21 protein-coding genes and 1 pseudogene are annotated in these 22,674 nt (G+C 72.9%); 5 read left to right on the top strand and 17 right to left on the bottom strand.

The genetic code is table 11. The annotated features are described in order from the left end of the window. Positions 1 to 3: 3 nt before the first annotated feature. The 13 genes from ACTVZO_RS32960 to ACTVZO_RS32900 all read right to left on the bottom strand — a co-directional run bounded on the left by ACTVZO_RS32960 (position 4) and on the right by ACTVZO_RS32900 (position 14,867). Positions 4 to 666, bottom strand: coding sequence for a phosphorylase family protein (locus tag ACTVZO_RS32960; RefSeq protein ID WP_443301794.1), 663 nt, complete (start codon positions 664 to 666; stop codon positions 4 to 6). After that, positions 666 to 2,741 (bottom strand): squalene--hopene cyclase, encoded by a 2,076-nt coding sequence (gene shc / locus ACTVZO_RS32955; protein WP_443301793.1) that lies wholly within the window; start codon positions 2,739 to 2,741, stop codon positions 666 to 668. The genes ACTVZO_RS32960 and shc overlap by 1 nt, the downstream gene beginning before the upstream one ends. Positions 2,742 to 2,869: 128 nt before the next feature. Continuing rightward, positions 2,870 to 3,970 carry a polyprenyl synthetase family protein gene (locus tag ACTVZO_RS32950; protein ID WP_443303345.1) on the bottom strand — a complete coding sequence of 367 codons (1,101 nt, stop codon included), beginning with the start codon at positions 3,968 to 3,970 and terminating at the stop codon, positions 2,870 to 2,872. A gap of 59 nt (positions 3,971 to 4,029) precedes the next feature. Beyond that, entirely contained in the window at positions 4,030 to 5,409 is a 1,380-nt protein-coding gene (gene hpnE / locus ACTVZO_RS32945) for a hydroxysqualene dehydroxylase HpnE (RefSeq protein ID WP_443301792.1), read from the bottom strand. A 181-nt stretch (positions 5,410 to 5,590) separates the two neighbouring features. Further along, a complete protein-coding gene (gene hpnD, locus ACTVZO_RS32940) occupies positions 5,591 to 6,541 on the bottom strand; it encodes a presqualene diphosphate synthase HpnD (protein WP_443301791.1) in 951 nt (316 codons plus the stop codon). Further along, the gene (gene hpnC, locus ACTVZO_RS32935) at positions 6,538 to 7,467 is read right to left on the bottom strand and encodes a squalene synthase HpnC (RefSeq protein WP_443301790.1); all 930 of its coding nucleotides are present in this window, start codon (positions 7,465 to 7,467) and stop codon (positions 6,538 to 6,540) included. The genes hpnD and hpnC overlap by 4 nt, the downstream gene beginning before the upstream one ends. Positions 7,468 to 7,838: 371 nt before the next feature. Next, on the bottom strand, positions 7,839 to 8,621 hold the full coding sequence (locus ACTVZO_RS32930; RefSeq protein WP_443301789.1) for an ABC transporter ATP-binding protein: 783 nt from the start codon (positions 8,619 to 8,621) through the stop codon (positions 7,839 to 7,841). After that, positions 8,614 to 9,543: an ABC transporter permease gene (locus ACTVZO_RS32925; protein WP_443301788.1), complete on the bottom strand. Its 930-nt coding sequence runs from the start codon at positions 9,541 to 9,543 to the stop codon at positions 8,614 to 8,616. The genes ACTVZO_RS32930 and ACTVZO_RS32925 overlap by 8 nt, the downstream gene beginning before the upstream one ends. Before the next feature lie 94 nt (positions 9,544 to 9,637). Then, on the bottom strand, positions 9,638 to 10,519 hold the full coding sequence (locus ACTVZO_RS32920) for a glycosyltransferase family 2 protein (protein WP_443303344.1): 882 nt from the start codon (positions 10,517 to 10,519) through the stop codon (positions 9,638 to 9,640). 8 nt (positions 10,520 to 10,527) lie between these two features. Further along, on the bottom strand, positions 10,528 to 11,307 hold the full coding sequence (locus ACTVZO_RS32915) for a CDP-alcohol phosphatidyltransferase family protein (protein ID WP_384228545.1): 780 nt from the start codon (positions 11,305 to 11,307) through the stop codon (positions 10,528 to 10,530). Further along, positions 11,285 to 12,346: an iron-containing alcohol dehydrogenase family protein gene (locus ACTVZO_RS32910; RefSeq protein ID WP_443301787.1), complete on the bottom strand. Its 1,062-nt coding sequence runs from the start codon at positions 12,344 to 12,346 to the stop codon at positions 11,285 to 11,287. The genes ACTVZO_RS32915 and ACTVZO_RS32910 overlap by 23 nt, the downstream gene beginning before the upstream one ends. After that, positions 12,334 to 13,086, bottom strand: a complete 753-nt coding sequence (locus ACTVZO_RS32905; protein ID WP_443301786.1) for a phosphocholine cytidylyltransferase family protein — start codon at positions 13,084 to 13,086, stop codon at positions 12,334 to 12,336. Before ACTVZO_RS32905 ends, ACTVZO_RS32910 begins: the two co-directional genes overlap by 13 nt. Continuing rightward, the gene (locus ACTVZO_RS32900) at positions 13,083 to 14,867 is read right to left on the bottom strand and encodes a DUF5941 domain-containing protein (RefSeq protein ID WP_443303343.1); all 1,785 of its coding nucleotides are present in this window, start codon (positions 14,865 to 14,867) and stop codon (positions 13,083 to 13,085) included. The genes ACTVZO_RS32905 and ACTVZO_RS32900 overlap by 4 nt, the downstream gene beginning before the upstream one ends. Before the next feature lie 386 nt (positions 14,868 to 15,253). Between ACTVZO_RS32900 and ACTVZO_RS32895 the strand changes: the two genes are divergently transcribed. Continuing rightward, on the top strand, positions 15,254 to 16,546 hold the full coding sequence (locus ACTVZO_RS32895; protein ID WP_443301785.1) for a GNAT family N-acetyltransferase: 1,293 nt from the start codon (positions 15,254 to 15,256) through the stop codon (positions 16,544 to 16,546). 142 nt (positions 16,547 to 16,688) lie between these two features. After that, on the top strand, positions 16,689 to 17,288 hold the full coding sequence (gene idi, locus ACTVZO_RS32890) for an isopentenyl-diphosphate Delta-isomerase (RefSeq protein WP_443301784.1): 600 nt from the start codon (positions 16,689 to 16,691) through the stop codon (positions 17,286 to 17,288). A 15-nt stretch (positions 17,289 to 17,303) separates the two neighbouring features. On the opposite strand, the gene ACTVZO_RS32885 is transcribed toward idi, so the two are convergent. Then, entirely contained in the window at positions 17,304 to 17,810 is a 507-nt protein-coding gene (locus ACTVZO_RS32885; RefSeq protein ID WP_443301783.1) for an ATP-binding protein, read from the bottom strand. 130 nt (positions 17,811 to 17,940) lie between these two features. Continuing rightward, the gene (locus ACTVZO_RS32880) at positions 17,941 to 18,618 is read right to left on the bottom strand and encodes an HdeD family acid-resistance protein (protein WP_443301782.1); all 678 of its coding nucleotides are present in this window, start codon (positions 18,616 to 18,618) and stop codon (positions 17,941 to 17,943) included. A gap of 77 nt (positions 18,619 to 18,695) precedes the next feature. On the opposite strand from ACTVZO_RS32880, the gene ACTVZO_RS32875 reads away from it, so the two are divergent. Beyond that, positions 18,696 to 19,460: an enoyl-CoA hydratase/isomerase family protein gene (locus ACTVZO_RS32875; RefSeq protein ID WP_443301781.1), complete on the top strand. Its 765-nt coding sequence runs from the start codon at positions 18,696 to 18,698 to the stop codon at positions 19,458 to 19,460. On the opposite strand, the gene ACTVZO_RS32870 is transcribed toward ACTVZO_RS32875, so the two are convergent. Next, complete coding sequence (locus ACTVZO_RS32870) at positions 19,447 to 20,073, bottom strand: DJ-1/PfpI family protein (protein ID WP_443301780.1); 627 nt, start codon at positions 20,071 to 20,073, stop codon at positions 19,447 to 19,449. The genes ACTVZO_RS32875 and ACTVZO_RS32870 overlap by 14 nt on opposite strands. 79 nt (positions 20,074 to 20,152) lie before the next feature. Then, positions 20,153 to 20,257 (bottom strand): annotated as a pseudogene (locus ACTVZO_RS32865) (GlxA family transcriptional regulator); the annotation flags it as partial. Between the two features lie 159 nt (positions 20,258 to 20,416). On the opposite strand from ACTVZO_RS32865, the gene ACTVZO_RS32860 reads away from it, so the two are divergent. Together ACTVZO_RS32860 and ACTVZO_RS32855 are read left to right on the top strand one after the other, a co-directional pair. Continuing rightward, positions 20,417 to 22,054: an ABC-F family ATP-binding cassette domain-containing protein gene (locus ACTVZO_RS32860; RefSeq protein ID WP_443301779.1), complete on the top strand. Its 1,638-nt coding sequence runs from the start codon at positions 20,417 to 20,419 to the stop codon at positions 22,052 to 22,054. Between the two features lie 319 nt (positions 22,055 to 22,373). Further along, positions 22,374 to 22,625: a hypothetical protein gene (locus tag ACTVZO_RS32855; protein ID WP_443301778.1), complete on the top strand. Its 252-nt coding sequence runs from the start codon at positions 22,374 to 22,376 to the stop codon at positions 22,623 to 22,625. The last annotated feature ends 49 nt before the right edge of the window (positions 22,626 to 22,674 follow it).

Below are 22,674 nucleotides of genomic sequence, written 5' to 3'. Positions count from 1 at the left end.
GGCTCACCTCCTGGGGAGCAGCAAAGAACGGTGCCAGTCATAAAACGCGGGCAGTACGGCACGCAGTACGCGGAAGGCCGATATTCCACCGCGGACCGTGCCGATGCGGACGAGCTCATGCTCCGGAGCGTCCACGATCACCCGGACGGCCGCAACCGGGCGTCCTCCCCCCGACGGGGGGCAGCCGCCCCGGGTGGCGGCCCACAGGGTGGCCGCGGACTCCATGTCGACCGCGATGGCGCCGGTGGCGCGCAGCTGCGCGCGCTCCTGGCCGCGGACGACGTGGTCGGATCCGGTCAGTGCGCCGGTGTGCACGGTCCGGCCGGGGGCGGCCCGGGCCAGTGCCTCGGCGAGCAGGGCGGTCCCGGTACAGGCGACCACCCCCTGCGGATCCCGGGTCTCCTCGGCGACGACCAGGTCGCCGGGGTGCATGCCGGGCACCAGCCCGGCGCAGAACCCGGTCGCGAGGACGGCCGCCCGGTCCATCCCCGGCCGCTCCAGCGCGCGGCCGACGGACCGTCCGGCCGCGCGCGGGCCCATGCCGGTGCGGAGCAGGGCGTAGTCCCCGCGGCCCGCGCTGCGCAGCGCCGTCTGCTCGATGCGCAGGGCGCAGGCCACCAGCAGCGGACCCGGGTCCGCGGCTCCGTTCCCCCGGGCCGCGGACATCAGGACCCTCCGGCGGCCGCGAACGGTTCCCCGTGCAGGTAGCGGCCGAGCGCGGTGAGCGGGAACACCTGCCGGTACAGGTGGTAGTTGATGGAGAAGTCCCAGGGGAAGCCGGTGCCCGTGAAGTGGGGTTCGTCCCAGGAGCCGTCCTCCCGCTGGGTCGCGACCAGGTGGGCGACTCCCCGCTCGACGGCCCTGCCGTCCCGTTCGCCCGCCGACAGCAGCGCCATCAGCGCCCACGCCGTCTGCGAGGGGGTGGAGGCACCCTTCCCGGCCCAGGACCGGTCCTTGTAGGACCGCTGGTCCTCGCCCCACCCGCCGTCCTCGTTCTGTACGGACTCCAGCCAGCGCACGGCCCGCCGGATCGCGGGATGCCCCGGGGCGATGCCGGCCGCGGTGAGGGCCGGCACCACCGACCCGGTGCCGTAGACGTAGTTGGTGCCCCAGCGGCCGAACCAGCCCCCGTCGGGCTCCTGTTCGGCGAGCAGCCAGGCGACGCCGCGCCGGGTCCGCGCGTCGCCGCCCCTGCCCTCGAAGGCGAGCATCTCCACCACGTGGGCGGTGACGTCGGCCGAGGGCGGGTCGATGACCTCGCCGAAGTCGCAGAAGGGCAGCCGGTTCGGGAAGGGGCTGGTGTTGTCGGCGTCGAAGGCGCCCCACGCGCCGTTCTTCGACTGCATGCCGAGGTTCCAGGACACCCCGCGGGCGATGGCCGCCTCGACCCGGGCCGGGTCCGGGTGCTTGACGCGGCGCAGCGCGAGGACGACCTCGGCGGTGTCGTCGATGTCGGGGTAGGTGTCGTTGTGGAACTCGAACGCCCAGCCGCCGGGGGCGAGCCCGGGCCGGCGCACCGCCCAGTCCCCGGTGCGCGCGATCTCCTCGCCGAGCATCCAGTCCGCGGCCTTGACCAGCGCCGGGTGGTCGGGGCGCAGACCCGCGTCGGCCAGCGCGATCGCGGCGAGGCAGGTGTCCCACACCGGGGACTGGCAGGCCTCGATCATCCGGGCCCCGTCCTCGCGCCACACCGCGAAGCGGTCGAGGGATTCCAGTCCGGCGCGCATCACCGGGTGGCCGAGGTCGTAGCCGAGCAGGTGCAGGGCGATGACCGAGTACACGGCCGGCGGCTGGATGCCGCCCCAGCAGCCGTCGTTCTCCTGGCGTTCGACGATCCAGCGGGCGGCGGCGGACATGGCCGCCTTGCGCAGCCGGCGCGGGGCGAACCGCCGGTAGACGTGCAGGGCCCGGTCCATCCGCTGGAAGGCGCCGTCCCAGCTGGCCAGCGGGGCGAGCCGCCGGGCGGGGTTCGGCACCCGGGCGTCGGCGTGCAGCTCGTCGAGGGCGAAGGGGGCCGGGCGGACCGGGCGCAGCGCGGAGACGACCGTGAGCGGGACGATGGTCTGGCGGGCCCAGCAGCCGAAGTCGTAGATGTTCAGCGGCACCCAGGGCGGCAGGAACACCAGCTCGGGCGGGAGTTCGGGCAGGTGGTCCCAGCTCCACCAGCCGAACAGGGCCAGCCAGATGCGGGTGAAGACCCGGGCCGAGGCGATCCCGCCGTGGGCCCGGATCCAGGCCGACGCGCGGGCCATGTGCGGGGCGTCCGGGGCGTCGCCGGCCAGGCGCAGGGCCACGTAGGCCTCGATGGTGGCGGAGAGTTCGGGCGGTCCGCCGTGGAAGGTGGCCCAGGTTCCGTCGTCCCGCTGCTCGCCGCGGATGAACAGGGCGGCGGCGCGGGTGGTGGCCTCGTCGCGGATCCCGAGGAACTGCCTCAGCAGCAGATCCTCGGCGTCCATGGTCACGTTGGTCTCGAGGTCGCCCTTCCACCACCCCGCCGCGTCCTGCCGCGCCAGCAGGTGCCGGGTGGCCCGCGCGGCGGCCTCGTACACCTCCCGCCGGTCGCCGTCGGGCGGTTCGGGCAGGTCGGCGGTGGCGGTACGGACCCCGCCGCGGCCGCTTTCCGGCGCGGCCGCCCCCCACCGGGCGGCGAAGCCGTCCGGACCCGCACCGTCCGCGGCCCCGGGGGCGGCTTCGCTGCCAGCGCCAGCGCCCTCGGCGCTGCCGTCGGTCGTCGCTGTCATGGCTTCCCCTTCGTGCAGTCTGTCCTCTGCTGTGCTGGGGTCTGCCGTCGGCCGGCGCGCGCCTCCGTCAGTCGGGGGTGGCGTCGCCGGCCGGCGACTCGCGAGTCATATCCGCTTCCGTGCGGCGTTCACCTCTTGCGCACGACGACGAAGTCGGCGAGGGCCACGAGCTGGTCGCGCACCCGCCGGGGCATGTCGACGTCGTCCAGGGCCCTGATGGCCACCGCGTGCTGGCGGCGCGCCTCGTCGGCGGTCCACTGGCGTCCGCCGGCCGCCTCGATGAGCGCCGCGCGGGCCGCGAACTCCTCCTCCGAGAAGTTCTCGAAGTCGTTGCTCTTGGCGTCGGCGGCGAGCAGCTGGGCGAGCTCCTCGGCGGCGGGCCCCTCGGCCGCGAGGGCGGCGACCACCGGCAGGGACTTCTTGCGCTGGCGCAGGTCGCTCCAGGTCTGCTTGCCGGTGGCGTCCGGGTCGCCCCAGATGCCGAGCAGGTCGTCCACGGCCTGGAAGGCGAGGCCCAGGTGGTAGCCGTACTCCTCGAGCTTGTCGGCCGTGCGGTCGTCCGCGCCGCCGAGGACGGCGCCGATGGAGACCGAGCAGGCGAGCAGCGCGCCCGTCTTGTTGCCCTCCATCTCCAGGCACTCCTCGACGCTGACGCGCTCGCGGTGCTCGTAGGAGATGTCCTGGGCCTGGCCGTCGATGAGCTTGCGGCTGGCGGTGGTCAGCCGGCGCGCCGCGCGGCCCGCCTCGGCGGTGCCCAGCTCCAGCAGCACTTCGTTGGCGAGGGCGAAGAGCGCGTCGCCCACCAGGATCGCCAGCGCCGGACCGTGCACCTTCCACACCGTGTCGCGGTGGCGGCGCTGTTCGTCGCCGTCCATCAGGTCGTCGTGGAGCAGCGAGAAGTTGTGCACGAGCTCGACGGCCACGGCGCCCGGGATGCCGACTTCGGCGGCGGCGCCCGCTGCCTCGGCGGAGAGCAGCGCGAGGGCGGGCCGGACGGCCTTGCCGCCGTCGCCGTCCGCGGGGTTGCCCTGGGCGTCGATCCAGCCGAAGTGGTAGGCGGCGACGGTGTCCATGGGCGCGGCGAGCCGGTCCACGGCGGCGCGGAGCGCGGGGGTGGACAGCGTGCGGCCCCGCTCCAGGAGCGCGAGCGTGTCGGCCTTCTCCACTCCCCTGCCGGCTGTGCCCACGCTGGCATCCGTGTTCTCGACAGCCGGATTCCCCGGGTTCACTGGCTCTCCTCTGGTTCCTGTACGTGCTGTGCCGGTGGTGCTGGTGGTGCTGGTGGTCGTCATGCCGCCTCCTGCAGAGGGTGTTCGCGGGGGCGGCCGAGCGCGGAGAGCGCGGCGTGCGCCGCGCTCATTCCGCTCCGGACGGCGCTCTCCATGGTCGCGGGCCAACCGGTGGCAGTCCACGCACCGGCCAGATACAGCCCCGGCGTGTCGGTACGCGCGCCGGGGCGCAGCCGTCCGACGCCGGGTGCGGGAGCGAAGGTGGCCGTCCGCTCCCGGGTGACGAAGAAGTCCCGTACCTTGGCGCCGCGCGCGGCGGGCAGCAACCGCTCCAGCTCGGGCAGGTACTTGGCGCGCAGGACGGACACCGGCTCGTCGATGTCCTCCTGCGCGGCGGACTGGGACACGGCCAGGTACTGGCCGCCGTCGGGGAGCCCGGAGGAGTCGGTGCGGTCGAAGACCCACTGCACCGGGGAGCCGAGCGCCGCGAAGAAGGGCTGCCGAAGGACCTTGCGGTCGTACACGACGTGGACGTTGAGGATCGGCGCGGTGCCGATGTCGAGCAGCTTGTCGGGGTCGGCGAGGGCGCCGGCCGGCAGCAGTCCGTGCGCCTCGCGCTGCGGGACGGCGAGGACGACGGTGCCGGCGTCGAGGGACTCGTCCTCGGTGTCGACCCGCCAAGCCCCTTCGGGGGTACGGGAGACGGCGGTGACCCGGGCGCGCAGGGCGGTGCGCACGCCGGCCGCGTCGAGGGCCTTGCGGGCGAGCGTGTCGTGCAGGTCGCCGAGCGGTACGCGCGCCCAGCCGATGTCGGCGGCGCCGTTCTCGGAGAGCAGGCCGGTCTTGAAGACCATGGCGGCCAGGCCGAGGGAGGAGTTCTCGGCGGTGGCGTTGAGGGTCGCGATGCCGACGAGGTCCCACAGGGCCTCGATGGTCCGGGGGGACTGCCCGTAGCGGCCGAGCCAGGTCGCGAAGTCCAGGCCGTCCAGCGCCGGATCGGCGGGGTCGAGCCGGCGCAGCGCGAGGGCGGCGCGGCCGACGCTCGCGCGTTCGGCCAGGGACAGGTGCGGGTAGCGGCCCAGTGATCCGGCCAGGTGCAGGGGGACGGGCAGGGCGCTGCGGCGCAGCCGGCCCAGGCGCGGTCCCTTGGCGTGGGCGACGTCGAGGACGGGGACGTCCAGCCGGTCCTGGAGCGGCGCCAGGGCGGCGCCGTCGACGCGGTCGAGGAACCACCGGTAGGCGGTGCAGCAGCGCAGGTAGACGTGCTGGCCGTTGTCCACGGTGAGTTCGCCGCGCTTGAACGAGAACGCCAGTCCGCCGAGGCGCGGACGGCCTTCGAGCAGGGTCACCCGGAGCCCGGCGTCGGCGAGTTCGAGGGCGGCCGTGACCCCGGCGAGTCCTCCGCCGACGACGACGGCACGCTGGTCGCTGCCGCTCATGCGCCCTCCCCCGTGCCGTCCCGGCCCGCCGCGAAGCCCGCCGGGACAGACGCCTCCGCGGGCCGGGAGGTTGCCCGGGCCGGCGGCGCGGGCCGGACGGGGGTGCGCCGGGCGCCGGACGCGGCCGGGCGCCGGGCCGCGGCCGGGCGCGGGCCGGCCGGAGGGCGGGTGGTCGGGGGCATCAGGTGCGCCTCCGGGTGCTCTGGCGGGAGATGGTCCGGGCGTCGAGGCCCGAGAGGCCGCGCACGGCGACGTACGCCTTCTCGTGCGGCGGCAGCGAGACGCGGCCGCGCAGGACCGCCTCGGGCTCCCGCTCGATGCGGTCGAGGAGGCGCCGGTAGATGCCGGCCATGGCGGCGACGCAGGCCCCGCTGCGCCGGTCGAGCATCGGGAGCAGCCGGTAGCCCTCGGCGAACAGCGCCCGGGCGCGCCGCACTTCGTGGTGGACGAGTCCGGCGAAGTCGGATCCCTCGGGGGCCCGGTCGTCGTGGAAGCCTTCGGAGCAGCCGAACTTGGCCAGGTCCTCGGCGGGCAGGTAGGTGCGTCCGTTGGCCGCGTCCTCGCGAACGTCCCGCAGGATGTTGGTGAGTTGCAGGGCGAGGCCCAGCGTGTCGGCGTACTCGGCGGCGCGCGCGGAGTCCGGGACTCCGGGGGCGGTGCCGAACACGCCGAGCGAGAGCCGCCCGATGGCCCCGGCCACGCACCGGCAGTAGACCTTGAGGTCGTCCCAGGTCTCGTACGTCTCGCCGCGCACGTCCATCAGGACGCCGTCGATGAGCTCGTCGAGGCCGCCGAGCGGGATCGGGAAGCGGCGCGCGGCGTGCGCGAGGGCGACGGCGACGGGGTCGGTGTCGTCCTCGTCGATCTCCTCGGCGCGGATCCGCCCGAGCAGGGCGCGGGTCTCCTCCAGCCGGACCAGTTTCGCCCCGGGCGCCAGCGTGCCGTCGCCGATGTCGTCGACCCGCCGGGAGAAGGCGTACAGCGCGGACATCGCCTGCCGCTTGTCGGTGGGCAGCAGCCGGATGCCGTACGCGAAGTTGCGCGCCTGCGATCCGGTGACGGCCTCGCAGTAGCCGTATGCCGCCAGGACCGGCGCGGACACGTGTGTGGGGCCCTCCACGGTCGGGCTCACCCCTTTCTCGGCGCAGTGCGCAGGACGGCGGCCACCTCGCGGATCAGGCCGCTCTTGGTGGGCTTGGGCGGGCCGGGCAGTACGTCGAAGCCGGCGGCGGTGACGGCTCTCAGGGCGGCACGCCCCCCTCCCACGAAGCCCGCGAGCAGCAGCCGGAGCCTGCCGTGCACGCTACCCACGAGGGGGGTGCCTTCATTCAGCAGCTCCCGCGCGCGCTCGGTTTCGTATGCGATCAGGGCGCGTACGGACGCGCCGGCGGTCGGGGCCTTGAGGTCGGGCTCGGCGACGTGGAAGCGCCGCATGTCCTCGGCGGGCAGGTAGATCCGGTCCCGGGCGAGGTCCTCGGTGACGTCCTGGAGGTGCTCGGCGATCTGGAGGGCCGTGCAGACGGCGTCGGAGCGGCGGATCCGCTCGGGCGTGGCGGTGCCGGTGAGGGAGAGCACGAGGCGGCCGACGGGGTTGGCGGAGAGCTCGCAGTAGGCGAGGAGGTCCCCGTACGTCTCGTAGCGCGCGACCCGCTGGTCCTGGCGGTTGGCCTCGATGAGTCCGAGGAACGGCTCGGGGGTGAGCCGGTGGGCGCGGACGACGGGCTGGAGGGCCTGCATCAGCGGGTGGCGCGGCGGGCCGTCGGTACCGCCGAAAACGCGCCACAGGTCGGCCTCGAAGGCGTCGAGCATGGCGAGGCGGTCGTCCACCGCGGCCGGACCGAGGCCGAGGAGCACGGCGTCGCGGCCGCCGGGGGCCAGGTCTCCGTCGCCGATGTCGTCGACGAGGCGGGCGTACCCGTAGACGGCCGTCAGGCCGTCCCGCCAGGCGCGGGGCAGGAACGCGGGGGCCACGGGGAAGTTCTCCGCGGCGGCCTTGCCGAGGGTGGCGCGTGCGTGGACGGTGTCGGACAGGGGGCGGGTGCCGTCCCCCGGGGTCACCGCCCGCCGCCCGGGGCGGGGACGGCCGTCGCGCCTGGGGGCCGGAGAATTCCCATAGCCATTGCCGTCACATCTCCCGTTCTACACTGCCGACCCAATACATCCTATTTCGGACACGCCGCCCGGGTTTCCCCGGGGTACGCCAGGCCGTTCACCTGCGGGGAATCGTCCCCTCTTGCCGCGATTCAGGACTGCTTCAGCTTACGCTGTACAACGGCTCGAAGACCTCTGGGGTATTCACCGCGCCACCGAATGTCGCCGCCGAATGTCACCACCCGGCAGCGGCGGCAATTGCCGCGACACGCCGAGGCCCCCGCCGCGCTGAGCGGCGGGGGCCTCGGCGGTCCGGCCGGGGGCGGCGGGGCTGGTGCTCAGCCGTTGGTCGCCTTCTCGTAGGCCGAGACGACCTCGTCCGTGGGCCCGTCCATCAGGAGCTCGCCCTTTTCCAGCCACAGCACCCGGTCACAGGTGTCGCGGATGGACTTGTTGTTGTGGCTCACCAGGAAGACGGTGCCGGCCTTCTCCCGCAGTTCGCGGATGCGGTTCTCGGAACGCACCTGGAAGCTGCGGTCGCCGGTGGCCAGGGCCTCGTCGATCATCAGGACGTCGTGGTCCTTGGCCGCCGCGATGGAAAAGCGCAGGCGCGCCGCCATTCCGGAGGAGTAGGTGCGCATCGGCAGGGAGATGAAATCGCCCTTCTCGTTGATCCCCGAGAAGTCGACGATGCCTTGGTAGCGCTCCTTGATCTGCTCGCGGCTCATGCCCATGGCGAGACCGCCGAGGACGATGTTGCGCTCGCCGGTCAGGTCGTTCATCAGGGCCGCGTTGACGCCCAGGAGCGAGGGCTGGCCGTCGGTGTAGACCTTGCCGGACTCACAGGGCAGCAGCCCCGCGATGGCGCGCAGCAGGGTCGACTTGCCGGAGCCGTTCGAGCCGATGAGACCGATCGCCTCGCCGCGGTACGCGGTGAAGGTGACCCCGCGCACGGCGTGGACCCGGCGCACGCCCGGCGCGTCGCCCTTGCTCCGGCGGATTATCTTGCTGAGCGCCGCGGTGGCGGCGCCCTTGCCGGCGCTGCCGGTGTTGACGCGGTAGACGATGTGGACATCGTCCGCGATCACGGTGGGGACGCGCCCCTGGGTGCGGTCAGCCACGGCCGTAACGCTCCTCAGCCTTCCAGAAGTACACGAACCCGCCGATGCCGATCACCGCGGCCCAGCCGACGGCGAAGAGCCAGACGTGCGGCGGCAGGTTGCTGCTGCCGTAGTCGTCGATCAGCGCGAACCGGATGAGGTCCATGTAGATCGCGACCGGGTTCCACAGCAGGACGTCGCTGATCCACTGCGGCTGGTCCTCGAGGTAGATCCCGAGCGGGAACATGACGCCGGACGCGTACATCCAGGTGCGCATCACGAACGGCATCAGCTGCGCCAGGTCGGGGGTCTTGGAGCCCATCCGCGCGAAGATCATGGCGAGGCCGGTGTTGAACAGGAACTGCAGCGCCAGCGTCGGGATCACCAGCAGCCAGGAGAGGCGCGGGTAGTTGCCGAAGCTGACCGCGATGATGAAGACGACGACCATCGAGTACAGCAGCTGCTGGAGCTGCTGGAGCGAGAAGGACACCGGGAGGGCGGCGCGCGGGAAGTGCAGCGCACGCACCAGACCGAGGTTGCCGGAGATCGCCCGTACGCCCGCCATCACGGAGCTCTGGGTGAAGGTGAAGACGAAGATGCCCATCATCAGGAACGGGACGTAGACGCCCTCGGGCATCTCCCGGCCCGCACCGAGGATCAGGCCGAAGATCAGCCAGTACACGGCCGCGTTCAGCAGGGGGGTCGCCACCTGCCAGACCTGGCCGAGCTTCGCCTGGCTGTACTGCGCGACCAGCCGGGCCCGCGAGAAGGCCATGACGAAGTGGCGCCGGCCCCAGAGCTGCCGCACGTACTCGACCAGACCGGGCCGGGCGCCGCTGACGGAGAGGCCGTACTTCCTGGCGAGCTCCGCGGGGCTCAGCCCCGCGTCTTCGGACGGCGGCCTGCTCGTGGCAAGGGCGCCGTCGTGGGTTGTGTCACTCACAAGTTGAAACTTTCGTCTTCAAGATGCGGCAGGAGGGGCATCAGGCTGGTGGCTCGAGGCCCGTGATCGCGCCATGTTCCCAGACGCGGGCTCGTCAGATGACAGGAGGTCGGCCCAGCCGGGTCAACCGCCAGACCGTACGCCATCTCATGGGGTGGCGCGGACCGCAGGGAGTGGTCCACCCCTCCCTGAATCCGCCGAACCAGGCCTTGAGCGCGGGCACCGAAGGCCTGCGCAGGAGCGTCAGCAGGAGCCAGACGCCCAGGTAGACCGGGACCAGCGGAGCGGGCAGGTTGCGGCGGGCGAGCCACACCCGGTTACGAGCCACCATACGGTGGTAGACGGCGTGCCGGGAGGGGGCCGTGGCCGGGTGCAGCAGCACCATGTCCGCCCGGTAGTCGATCAGCCACCCGGCGTCGAGCGCCCGCCAGGCCAGATCGGTCTCCTCGTGCGCGTAGAAGAACTCCCCCGGCAGCGGCCCGACCTGCTCGAACACCTTCGTGCGGACCGCGTTGGCGCCGCCCAGGAAGGTGGTCACCCGCGAGGAGCGCATCGGGTCCGAGGCGCGCAGCCGCGGCACGTGGCGGCGCTGCGTGATCCCGGTCTCAGGGTCCGCGATCCGGAAGCTGACGATCCCGAGCTCCGGGTCCTCCGCGAAGGCCTGCCGGCACAGCTCGGCGGTGTCGGTGCGCTCCAGCAGGCCGTCGTCGTCCAGGAAGAGCAGCGCGTCGACCTCGCTGCCGCCGGGGCCGAAGGCCTCGATGCCGACGTTGCGTCCGCCGGGGATGCCCAGGTTCTCGGGGAGGTCGACGGTACGGACGCCCGGAGGCAGGTCCGTGAGGCCGGTGACCCGCACGCCCTGGCCCACCACGACCACCTCGACGGGGTCGCCGTCCTGCCGGGCGACCGAGTCGAGCAGCGCCTTGAGCTCGTCGGGGCGGTTGCCCATGGTGATGATCACGGCGCCCAGCCGCATCGGCGTACTCACTTGAGCCTGCTGGAGGCCAGGATCGACACCAGGTGCAGCACGGTCTGGAGCAGCGCGATGGCGGCGAGCACGGCGACGCCGACGCGGGAGTAGAACAGGTCTCCGCGGACCTGGTCCACGACGGCCAGCACCAGGATGAGCAGCGAGGCCTCGATGCCGAGGACGAGCCGGTGGAACTTGAGCGCGGCGGCGGCCCGGCGGGCCAGCGCCATGCCGGAGGAGCGCGGCTCGGCGGCGGCGTCCTTGACCACGGGCTTTCCGGCCTGGTGGCGGGCGACGCCGACCAGGTCGGTCTCGGCCTTGATCAGGATCGCGCCGAGCGCCGCCAGGGTGCCCAGGAAGGCCCACAGCCAGTCGATCCGGCCGCCGCCCCACAGGTCCGCGGCCCGCAGGCCGAAGCCCACGAGCACCGCCGCGTCGCACAGGTACGCGCCGACCCGGTCCAGGTACACGCCGGACAGCGAGAACTGCTTCTTCCAGCGGGCGACCTCGCCGTCGACGCAGTCGAGCAGCAGGTACAGCTGGACCGCGATCACGCCGAGGACGGCGCCCCACACGCCCGGCACCAGCAGGGCCGGGGCGGCGAGCACGCCGGCGAGCGTCATCAGGTAGGTCAGCTGGTTCGGCGTGACCTTGGTGGTGACCAGGTAGCGGGTGATGCGCAGGGAGATCTCGCGCATGTAGAGGCGACCGCCCCAGTGCTCGCCGCTGACCCGGTCCTTCACGCCCGCCGGGTGAACGACGGGCCGGAGTTCAGCTACGGATGGTCTTGGCATAGTCGGCGTAAGCGTCCCTGATCTCGGCGGCGGACAGGTTGAGGTGCTCCAGGACCGTGAAGCGTCCCGGGCGGGTCTGCGGGGCGTACTCGACGGCCGTGACGAACTCGTCGATGCTGAAGCCGATCTCCTCGGGGGTCACCGGCAGGCCGTGCCGGCGCAGTACCTCGACGAAGAGACCGGCCTTCTCGTCGGCCCCGCGCAGGTGCATCGCGAAGGCGGCACCCATGCCGACCTGCTCGCCGTGGAGCGCGGAGCGCCCCGGGTAGAGCAGGTCGAAGGCGTGGCTGATCTCGTGGCAGGCACCCGACGCGGGGCGGGTGTCCCCGCTGATCGACATGGCGATGCCGGTGAGGACGAGCGACTCGGAGAGGACGGTGAGGAACTCGTCGTCCCCGCAGCCGCCGGGGTGGCGCAGAACGGACTCGCCGGCGGTACGGGCCATGGCGGCGGCCAGGCCGTCGACGGGCTCGGCGGTGATCTTGTGCGAGAGCTCCCAGTCGGCGATCGCCGAGATGTTGGAGATCGCGTCGCCGATGCCGGCGCGGATGAACCGCACCGGGGCTTCCTTGATCACGTCGAGGTCGATCACCATGGCGATCGGCGTGGGCACGCCGTAGGAGCCGCGGCCGTTGTCGTTGTCCAGGATGGACACCGGCGAGCAGATGCCGTCGTGCGAGAGGTTGGTGGCGACGGCCACCATGGGCAGCCCGACCCGCGCCGCGGCGTACTTCGCCACGTCGATGATCTTGCCGCCGCCCAGGCCCACGACGGCGTCGTAGCGGCGGCCCTTTATGTCGTCGGCCAGCTTGACCGCGGAGTCGATGGTGCCGTCGACGACGGCGTACCAGTCGGCGTGCGGCAGCACGGGCTCGAGCTTGGCGCGCAGCGCCACGCCCGAACCCCCGCTGATCGCGATCGCCAGCTTGCCGGAGGCGGAGATCCGCTGGTCGGCGAGCAGGCCGGCCAGGTCGTCCATCGCTCCGCTGGCGATGTCGACGACGACGGGCGAGGGGATGAGCCTCGTCAGTACTGGCATGCGATCGTCCGGCCCTTGGCGAGGTCGTCGTGGTTGTCGATCTCGACCCACTTGACGTCGCCGATGGGAGCCACGTCGATGGTGAAACCGTCGTTCACGAGCTGCTGGTAGCCGTCCTCGTAGTAGAGGTCGGGGTCGCGCTCGAAGGTGGTCTTCAGGGCCTCGGCCAGCTGCTCGGCGGCCTCGGCCTCGATGAGGGTGACGCCGATGTACTCGCCCGTCGCGTCGGCCGGGTCCATCAGCTTGGTGATCTTGCGCACCCCCTGGCCGTCGGCGGTGACGACCTTCATCTCCTCGTCGGCGAGGCTCTTGACCGTGTCGAGGGCGAGGATGATCTTCTGGCCGTTGCCGCGGGCGGCGAGCAGCGTCTTCTCGACGGAGACCGGGTGGACGGTGTCGCCGTTGGCAAGGATCACGCCCTGCTTGAGGACGTCACGCGCGCACCACAGGGAGTAGGCGTTGTTCCACTCCTCGGCCTTGTCGTTGTCGATCAGCGTGATCTTGACGCCGTACTTGGCCTCCAGGGCCTCGCGGCGCTCGTAGACGGCCTCCTTGCGGTAGCCGACGACGATGGCGACCTCGGTGAGGCCGACCTCCGCGAAGTTGCCCAGGGTCAGGTCGAGGACCGTGAGGCTCTCCTCCTGGCCCTCGGGGCCGACGGGCACGAGGGCCTTGGGCAGGGTGTCGGTGTAGGGACGCAGACGGCGTCCGGCACCGGCAGCGAGTACAAGGCCGATCATGCTGGTTCTCCTTCGTCATGTACGGCGGGTGCCCCGGAGGAGACCCAGAAGCGGATGCTCTCCACGAGCACCACGAGTGCCACGGCCACGGCCATGGCCGTGAGCGCGACGGGGAAGTCCGATGCGCGCGTCGCGAGGACGGCGGCCAGCACCGTGGTCACCAGGACCCGGCCCTCGTGGCCGCCGATGGTCCGCACCAGCCAGTGCGGGGGCGCGCCGGTGCCGCCGCGAATGCGGTACACCGTGTCGTAGTGATGGTAGGCGACCGCCGCGACCAGGCCGAATGCCGCGGGAAGGGCCCCGGGGACGTCCGCCTTGGCGGCGAGCACCAGGACCGTGACGTATTCGGCGGCCCGGAACAGCGGCGGGATCAGCCAGTCCAGGGCGCCCTTGAGGGGCGCGGCGACGGCCAGCCCGGACGCCATGGCGTAGACCACCGCGACCGCGGTCAGCCGCGGGTCGCCGAACGGCAGCCACAGAGCCGCACCGATCATCAGCAGCGCGCCCAGGGCCGCGACGTACACGGACCCGAAGGACCCGGCGCGGCCGCGCAGCAGCCGGGCCTGGAGCTCGGCGAGCGGGCCGGAGTCGGTGAGGTCGTACAGGGCCCGGGCGGCCCGGTCGGTACGGGTCGCCTTGCGGGTCAGGGAGCGCAGGACCCGCCCGGCGGTGGTGTAGAGCGCACCGAAGGCGCAGCCGGCGAGCAGGGCGTAGAAGACGATCCGGGGGGTGGTGACGGCGGTCAGGACCGCGATCATCGCCCAGCGCTCGCCGATCGGCAGGATGATCATCCGGCGGACCCAGACGGTCCAGCCGACGCCGTCGAGCCGGTCGGAGAGGGCGGCCGTGGGGCTGGTGTTGGCCGTCGCGTCGTGGTTGGCCTCGTTGAAGGAGAAGTCCACGACGTGCCGGCAGGTCATGAGGATCATCGCGCCGAGCGCGAGCGCCCACACGTCGTCGCCGTGGCGGGCCGCGCCGAGGGCGAGGCCCGCGTAGAAGGCGTACTCCTTGGCGCGGTCGAAGGTCGCGTCGAGCCAGGCGCCCATCGTCGAGTACTGGAGCGAGTAGCGGGCGAGCTGCCCGTCGGTGCAGTCCAGGACGAAGGAGAAGAGGAGCAGCACGCCGGCGGCGACGTAGCCCCAGCGCTCGCCGGTGGCGGCGCAGCCGGCCGCGATCAGCGCGGTGACCAGCGAGGCGGTGGTGACCTGGTTCGGGGTCAGGCCGCGGCGCGCGCACCAGCGGGCGATGTGGCGCGAGTACGGGCTGATGAAGAAGGTGGTGAAGAAGCCGTCACGGGACTTCACGGCGGTCCGCAGGCGTACGGCCTCGTCGTCGACGGCGGCGACGGCGGCGACGGCCGCGTCCCGGTCCGCCGCGGTGGCGGGGACGGCGGCGACGAGGGTGCCGAGCTCGGGCCGCTGGACGGCCGTCCCGGAGTCCTCGACCGCGGCGGCGAGCCGGTCGGCGTAGGGGCCCGCGCCGTCGCCGGGGGCGGCGGCGGCCCGGTCGAGCGCCGCGCGGGCGCCGGGCTGGACCGCGAGGGCCCCGGTGACCGCGCAGGCGTCGAAGCGGGGGTCGGTCAGCGCGAGGCGCAGGGTGTGCACGTGCCCGACGAAGGCGCTGTCCACGACGGCCACCCGCTGGTCCGCGGGTACGGCGGCCAGGGCGGCGGCGGCGTCATGGGGACCGGCGGCGGGGCGGACCTCGAAGCCGAGTGAGCGCAGCTCGTCAGCGAGCGGTGATCCGGGGACCGGCAGGCCGGTGAGGATGACGGTCGGCAGACGAACTCACTCCTTGTAACGAAGTCCGGACGGGCTCCGGACGGGCGCCTCATGGGGCGGCGGCACGTCGGCAGAGGCTATCGGATGAATGGAAGCAGGGGTTCACCGCCCGTTTACGCCCTGATAGCCGAATATCCCCGGCCCCCGGGCCGGGGCGTGATCATCATTGACGATCACGCGCGGTACCACAAACGGCGCGGATGTTACGGTGGAAACGCCCCTGATCGTGTCGAGTGGAAAGAGGTGGGTTGATGACCGTCGCAGTGGTCGCGGCCATGCGCAGCGAACTCCGGTGCATCCCCCATTTCCCCCGGGCGACCGGCCGGGCCTGATTCAGACACGCTGAACGGCCCCGTCGGCCGGTGCCCCCGTATCAAGGGTTCACGTTGACCGACAACACCAACAGCTTCGAGCACGCCTTCTTCGCCCTGCACCACGGCCTGCCCCGGCAGGCTCCCGGTTCGGACGCGACCACCCGGCACCTGCTCTCCCTGTGCGGACCGCTGCCCGAGCGGCCGCGCGTCCTCGACCTGGGCTGCGGTCCGGGCCGCAGCGCTCTGCTGCTGGCCGCGGAGGCCGGTGAGCACGGCGCCGAGGTGACCGCCGTCGACCTCCACGCGCCGTTCCTCGAGGAGCTCCGTGCCGCCGCCGCGGCCCGCGGGCTCGGCGACCGGATCCGCACCGTCAGGGCGGACATGGGCGCACTGGGCGAGGCGGCCCCCGAAGGCTTCGCCGACGGATCGTTCGACCTCGTCTGGGCGGAGGGTTCCGCCTATGTCATCGGCTTCGACACCGCGCTCGCGCGGTGGAAGCGGCTGCTCGCACCCGGCGGCACCCTCGTGCTGACCGAGTGCCAGTGGACCGTCGCGGAGCCGTCCGCGGGCGCCCGCGCCTTCTGGGACGGAGCGTCGCCGCTGCGCACCACCGCCGGCAACCTCGCGGCGGCCCAGGCCGCCGGGTTCCGGGTGCTCGGCGTGCACCACCTGCCCGACTCGGACTGGGCCGAGTACTACGGCCCGCTCGCCGAGCGGGTCGCGGCCCGCCCGGGTGGCGCGGATCCGGCGACGGCCGCCGCGCTGGCCGGTGCCCGCGAGGAGATCGCCGTGCGGGAGCGGCACGGGCACGAGTACGGGTACACGGGCTACGTCCTGCGCCCGGTGACCGCCGGGGACGGCGGCGCCTGGCCGGCCCGGCCGGAGACCCCGGCCGACGTGGCCGCCGTACGGGCCGTCAACCTGGCGGCGTTCGAGACCCCGCTGGAGGCGGATCTCGTGGACGCGCTGCGCGCGGACGACGCCTGGGTGCCCGGGCTGTCGTACGTGGCGGAGGGACCGGACGGGTCGGTGGCGGCGCACGCGCTGCTCACCGTGTGCCGGGTGGACGGGGCACGGGCGCTCGCGCTCGCCCCGGTGGCCGCCGATCCGGCGCTCCAGCGCTCGGGCGCGGGCAGTTCGGTCGTACGGGCCGTGCTCGCGGCGGCCAAGGAGCGCGGGGAGCCGCTGGTCCTCGTGCTGGGCCACCCGGAGTACTACCCGCGCTTCGGGTTCGTGCCGGCCTCGCGCTTCGGCATCCGGGCGCCCTTCGAGGTTCCGGACGAGGCGATGATGGCGCTGGTACTGGATGATTCCGTTCCGGTGCCCGCGGGCACGATCGGGTATCCGGCGCCGTTCGGGGTCTGACACCGCCGGTGCGGTCCCCGAAGTGATCTGCCCCCCGTCGCTTATCACGCGACGGGGGGCAGACATGCGCGGATCTCCGAAGTGGGGACAAGCCTCTTTTGTACGGCAGACTGAAGGCCGGAGTCCGAAGCGAAGGATGGGTATGCCGACACCACCAGCCACCGCCGCGAGCAGCGCGACCCAGGGCACCGGTACTCAAGAACCGATCATGCTCGAACTGGTCGACGAGTCCGGCAACACCATCGGCACGGCGGAGAAGCTCTCCGCTCATCAGGCACCCGGGCAGCTGCACCGGGCGTTCTCCGTGTTCCTCTTCGACGAGCAGGGCCGTCTGCTGCTCCAGCAGCGGGCCCTCGGGAAGTACCACTCCCCCGGCGTCTGGTCGAACACCTGTTGCGGCCACCCCTACCCCGGGGAATCTCCGTTCGCGGCCGCGGCCCGGCGGACCCACGAGGAGCTGGGGCTGTCGCCCTCGCTGCTCGCCGAGGCGGGGACGGTCCGCTACAACCACCCGGACCCCGCTTCGGGTCTGGTGGAGCAGGAGTTCAACCACCTTTTCGTGGGACTGGCCCAGTCCGCCCTGCGGCCGGATCCGGAAGAGGTCGGGGGCACCGCCTTCGTCACCGCCGAGGAGCTGGCGAAGCGGCACGCCGAGGTACCGTTCTCGGCCTGGTTCATGACCGTCCTGGACGCGGCGCGGCCGGCGATCCGCGAACTGACCGGCGACGCCGCGGGCTGGTAGCCCGGCCCGCGCGGTTCACCCGATGGGGGTCGCGGGCGCGGCCGGGGCCGTGAGCGGCAGGGCCGCCCAGATGACCTTGCCGCCCGTCGACGTGTGCTCGACGTCGCAGACCCCGCCGGCCTCCAGCGTGATCTCCCGCACCAGCAGCAGGCCCCGGCCGCCGGTCTGGCCGAAATCGGCCTCCAGTGCCTTGGGGCGGTACGGGTGGTTGTCCTCGACGGCCACCCGTACCCACTCGCGGCCGATCGCGACCTCGACGGCGACCTCCGGGGAGAGCAGCGCGGCGTGCCGGACCGAGTTCGTCACGAGCTCGGAGACGATCAGCAGCAGCGAGTACACGAGGTCCTGCCGGCCCGCCACCCCCTGGCGCCCGAGCAGGTCCCGGACCGCGCGGCGCGCCTGCGGAACGGATTCTTCTACGGCGGGAGCGGTGAACCTCCACACTCCCTCGTACGTGAGGGGGTCGGCCGGAGCCTCTGGCTCCGCCTCCCGGGCTGGCGGGACACTCCCGCTGACATCCATCTTCCGTCCCCCGTCTTCACGCTCGATCGTCTCCACACGTCAAGAGTGGGGAACAGCCCGATCCGGGCCGCGCCGCTGACCATAAGTCAGCGCCTATCGGACACTTTCTGACCAATGGCGTATGACAGAGTCAGTTGTTCGACTGTTCCTGATCTTCCGCGGGACGCTTCTCGGCCGCCTCTGCGGCCCCCTCCGCCGCGGCGGGCTCCGCCTGCGGCACGTCGTCGCTGACCAACCCCAGGATGCGCCGGGCTCCCATGCCCACCGCCACCAGGCTCAGGCCGTCGAACAGCAGGGCGAGGGAGAAGAAGGCTCCGATCACGTAGCGGCTGCTGCCGGGCCAGTTGGACAGGATCAGGATGCCCAGCAGCACCCCGAAGGCGCCCTGGACGAGCGAGAGCCCGAAGTTCGCCCCGCGCACCACGAGGGCGCCGGCGAGCCGGAACAGCCCGCCGGTGAGGAAGAGCAGCGCGGCGAACATGGTCAGCGCCTCGGCGCTCGCCTCGGGCCGGCGCAGGATGACGAACCCGGCCGCCAGGTTGACGGCGGCGACGATGACGGCGAGCCAGAAGTAGTTGCTCTTGCGGGCCTGGACCGCTTGCAGCAGCCCCACCACACCGCCGATGAGCAGCAGCCAGCCGAAGAGGAACATCGACGTCAGGGTGGCCACCGACGTGTAGACCAGACCCACCAGGCCGGCCAGCACGAGGATCACCCCCAGCGCGGCGAGCAGCCCGAAACTACGGCTGAGCTGCTTCTTCTCGCGCTGCGGCTCCCGGCCCTTGCCCTCGGTACGGTCTGCGTCCACGAACGTGCCACCTCCTCGCACCCCCCGGACGGACACCCCTGATCATAGGTTTTCCGCCCCGGGATAGCATCCGGCGCATGGACGCAGCCCGGGGCGCAGCCCTCCTCCACACGGTCGCCGACGGGGTCGCCACCGTCGTCATCTCGCACCCCGCCAAACGCAACGCCATGACGGCCGCCATGTGGCGCGCCCTGCCGGAACTGCTGCCGGAACTGGCGGCCGACCCGGCCGTACGGGTGCTCGTTCTGACCGGGGCCGGAGCGACCTTCTGCGCGGGCGCCGACATCTCCTCGCTGACCGGCGACGCGGAGGAGGACCCGCAAGCGCTGTCCGTGGTGGCGGAGGAGGCGCTGGCCGCCTTCCCGAAGCCCACGCTGGCGGCGGTCCGCGGGTTCTGCGTGGGCGGCGGGAGCCAGCTGGCGGCCGCCTGCGACCTGCGGTTCGCCGAGGAGGGGGCCTCGTTCGGGGTCACCCCGGCGAAGCTGGGCATCGTCTACCCGGCCTCCTCGACCAGACGGCTGGCCCGGCTGGTCGGCCCGGCCACCGCCAAGTACCTGCTCTTCTCGGCGGAGTTGATCGACGCGGAGCGGGCGCTGCACACCGGCTTCCTCGACGAGCTGCTGCCCGCGGGCCAACTGGACAAGCGGGTGGCCGAGTTCGCGCGGACCCTGGTCTCGCGGTCGCGGCTGACGCAGGCGGCGGCCAAGGAGTTCGCGGACGGGCGGACGGACCGGGACGCCCACTGGGCGGCGCAGGCCGCCGCGAGCGGCGACACCGCGGAGGGTGTCGCCGCGTTCCTCGAGCGCCGGGCCCCCGTCTTCCGCTGGCCTACCGCGGAGTGACCCCCCGCAGCCGCGCGACGAGCCCGGCCGGAGCCTTGGCCGGGGAACCGGCGTCGTAGGGCGGCTGGGGGTCGTACTCGGTCATCAGCTGGACGGTCTGGGCGAACTCGTCGCCGGCGATCCTGCCGAGCAGGGTGAGGCCCATGTCGATCCCGGCGGAGACGCCCGCCGCGGTGACGTACTTCCCGTCGAACACCACCCGCTCCCCGGTGGGCTCGGCACCGAACCCCGGCAGCTGGTCCAGGTACAGCCAGTGGCCGGCGGCCTTGCGCCCGTCGAGCAGCCCGGCCGCGGCCAGCAGCAGGGAGCCGGTGCAGACGGAGGTCGTCCAGGTGGTGGCCGCGTCGACGTCCCGCAGCCACCGCAGCACGGCGGGGTTCTTCATCTCCAGCTCCGGGTGCGGTCCGCCCGGCACGATGACGATGTCGGGCCGGGTGACCTCGTGGAGCGCCTTGTCGGCGACGAGGGCGAGCGACCCGTTGTCGGTCCGCACGGGGCCGGGACGCTCGGACACGAACACCGTCTCGGAGTCCTGGAGCCGGCCGAGCGTGTCGAAGGGCCCGATGGCGTCGAGAGCGGTGAAGCGGTCGTAGAGCAGTACGGCGATCTGCATGGCTCCTCCGGAGCGCTGGCGCGGTGCCGGTCCCCGGCCGGGGACGGCAGGTCTGTCTGAAGGGCCGGCCGCCGTGCGGTCACGGGCCGAAACGGCGGCGGTACCCGGCGGGGGGGCGGCCCGGGGTCCTGACGAAGGCGCGGCGCAGGGCCTCCGGCGTGCCGTAGCCGTCGGCACGGGACATCCGGGCCAGTCGGTGAGCCTCGGCTCGAAGCAGACGGGCACGTTTCGCGACGACATGGCCCCATGGTGTGACGCTTCACCCCGTGTCCGCAATGACGGGCTTCCCTCCTGTCCGGCCCTCGCCGGTGGCCCCCGCCTGCCCGGATAGGATCGGCGCATCATGACTGCAACCCTCGTCGCCAAGAAGCTCACCGCCGCACACGGTGAGCGCACGCTGTTCGCCGATCTCGACCTCGTCGTCGCGCCCGGTGACGTCATCGGCCTCGTCGGCGTGAACGGCGCCGGGAAGTCCACCCTGCTGCGCCTGCTCGCCGGGCTCGACACCCCGGAGACCGGTGAGCTGCGGCTCTCCCCGCCCACCGCCGCCGTCGGCCACCTCCCGCAGGAGCCGGAGCGCCGGCCCGCCGAGTCGGTCCGGGAGTTCCTGGCGCGGCGCACCGGCGTGGCCGCCGCGCAGGCGGAGCTCGACGGGGCCACGCAGGGCCTGGTGGACGGGACCCCTGGCGCGGACGACGCGTACGCGACGGCGCTGGACCAGTGGCTGAACCTCGGCGGCGCCGACCTCGACGAGCGGGCGGAGGAGGTCGCGGCCGAACTCGGCCTCACCGTGGGCCTGGACCTGCCCATGACGGCGCTGTCCGGCGGCCAGGCGGCCCGCGCGGGCCTCGCCTCGCTGCTCCTCTCCCGTTACGACGTCTTCCTGCTGGACGAGCCCACCAACGACCTCGACCTGGACGGCCTGGAGCGGCTGGAGCGGTTCGTGAAGGGGCTGCGCGCGGGCACGGTGGTCATCAGCCACGACCGCGAGTTCCTGACCCGGACCGTCACCAAGGTCCTCGAACTCGACCTGGCACAGCAGCAGATCAACCTCTACGGCGGCGGCTACGACGCCTACCTGGAGGAGCGGGAGCGGGCCCGCGGCCACGCCCGCGAGGAGTTCGAGGAGTACGCGGGCAAGAAGGCGGCCCTCGAAGGCCGGGCCCAGATGCAGCGCAACTGGATGGACAAGGGCGTGCGCAACGCCCGCCGCAAGGCGAGCGACAACGACAAGATCGGCAAGAACCTGCGCGGCGAGTCCAGCGAGAAGCAGGCCGCCAAGGCCCGCCAGACGCAGCGGGCGATCGAGCGGCTGGAGGTCGTCGACGAGCCGCGCAAGGAGTGGGAGCTGCGCATGGAGATCGCGGCGGCCCCGCGCTCCGGCTCGGTGGTGGCCACCCTGCGCGAAGCGGCCGTCAGGCGGGGCGACTTCGCCTTCGGCCCGGCCAGCCTGCAGATCGACTGGGCCGACCGGGTGGCGATCACCGGGGCCAACGGGGCGGGCAAGTCGACCCTGCTGGCCGTCCTGCTCGGCCGGGTGGCCCCGGACTCCGGCTCCGCCACCCTCGGCTCGGGCGTGCTGATCGGCGAAGTGGACCAGGCCCGCGGCCTGTTCCTCGGCGACGAACCGCTGCTGGAGGCGTTCTGCGCGGCCGTCCCGGACACCGAGCCGGCCGAAGTCCGCACCCTGCTGGCCAAGTTCGGCCTCAAGGCGGCCCACGTGCTGCGCCCGGCGGCCACCCTCTCCCCCGGTGAGCGCACCCGCGCGGCCCTGGCCCTGCTCCAGGGACGCGGGGTCAACCTGCTGGTGCTGGACGAGCCCACCAACCACCTCGACCTGCCGGCGATCGAGCAGCTGGAATCCGCGCTGGAGGAGTACGAGGGCACCCTGCTGCTGGTCACCCACGACCGGCGCATGCTGGACGCCGTTTCGGTGACGCGCCGCCTCCGGGTCGAGGACGGCAAGGTCACCGAGCTCTAGCCGGCGGGCGGCGGGGCCGTGCGGGACCTGGTGTCCCGAGGTGCCGACCGGCTCGTACGCGACTAGCCTTTGTGGGTGAGAGCCGCAACTGCGGAGCACGCCCCCATGGCCGAAGTGCCGCGTCAGCAGGGGTTGCACCTCTGACGCGCGCCTGCTTCGGAACTCGCGTGGGAGCCCGGGCCACCCCTACCCGGAGCTGTGTTCCCGCACCTCCAGCGGCCCTGTATCCGATCCGCGCTGCGCATTCTGGTTCTGCGGCCGCGGTTCCGCTCCCTCGTACCCCTCGCAGGTCGAGCGGACGGAAGGAAAGGGAAGTTCCATGCATGCACAGAGAGCGAAGCGCCTCTTCGTGGTCTCCGCCGCCGGTCTTCTGATGGCTGGTGGAGCCGCGTTCGGTACGGCGGGCACCGCCTCGGCGGCAACCCCCACGCAGTCCGTCAGTCACGTCACCGGCGGTGGCTGGGACCACGACGATGACGACTACGGCGGCCACGGCGGCTGGCGTCACGGCGGCTGGGACCACGACAACAACGGTTACGGAGGATACGGCCACGGCCGGGGCGGATGCTGATCCGTCGCCTTCACAGCACACCGTTGCGCGGACCGGTCACCGGGCCGCG

It is taken from the genome of Streptomyces sp. IBSNAI002, assembly GCF_052244475.1.
Classification (GTDB): Bacteria; Actinomycetota; Actinomycetes; order Streptomycetales; family Streptomycetaceae; genus Streptomyces.
The sequence above is the reverse complement of the archived record's forward strand: the minus strand, read 5'-3'. Positions and strand labels throughout refer to the sequence as shown.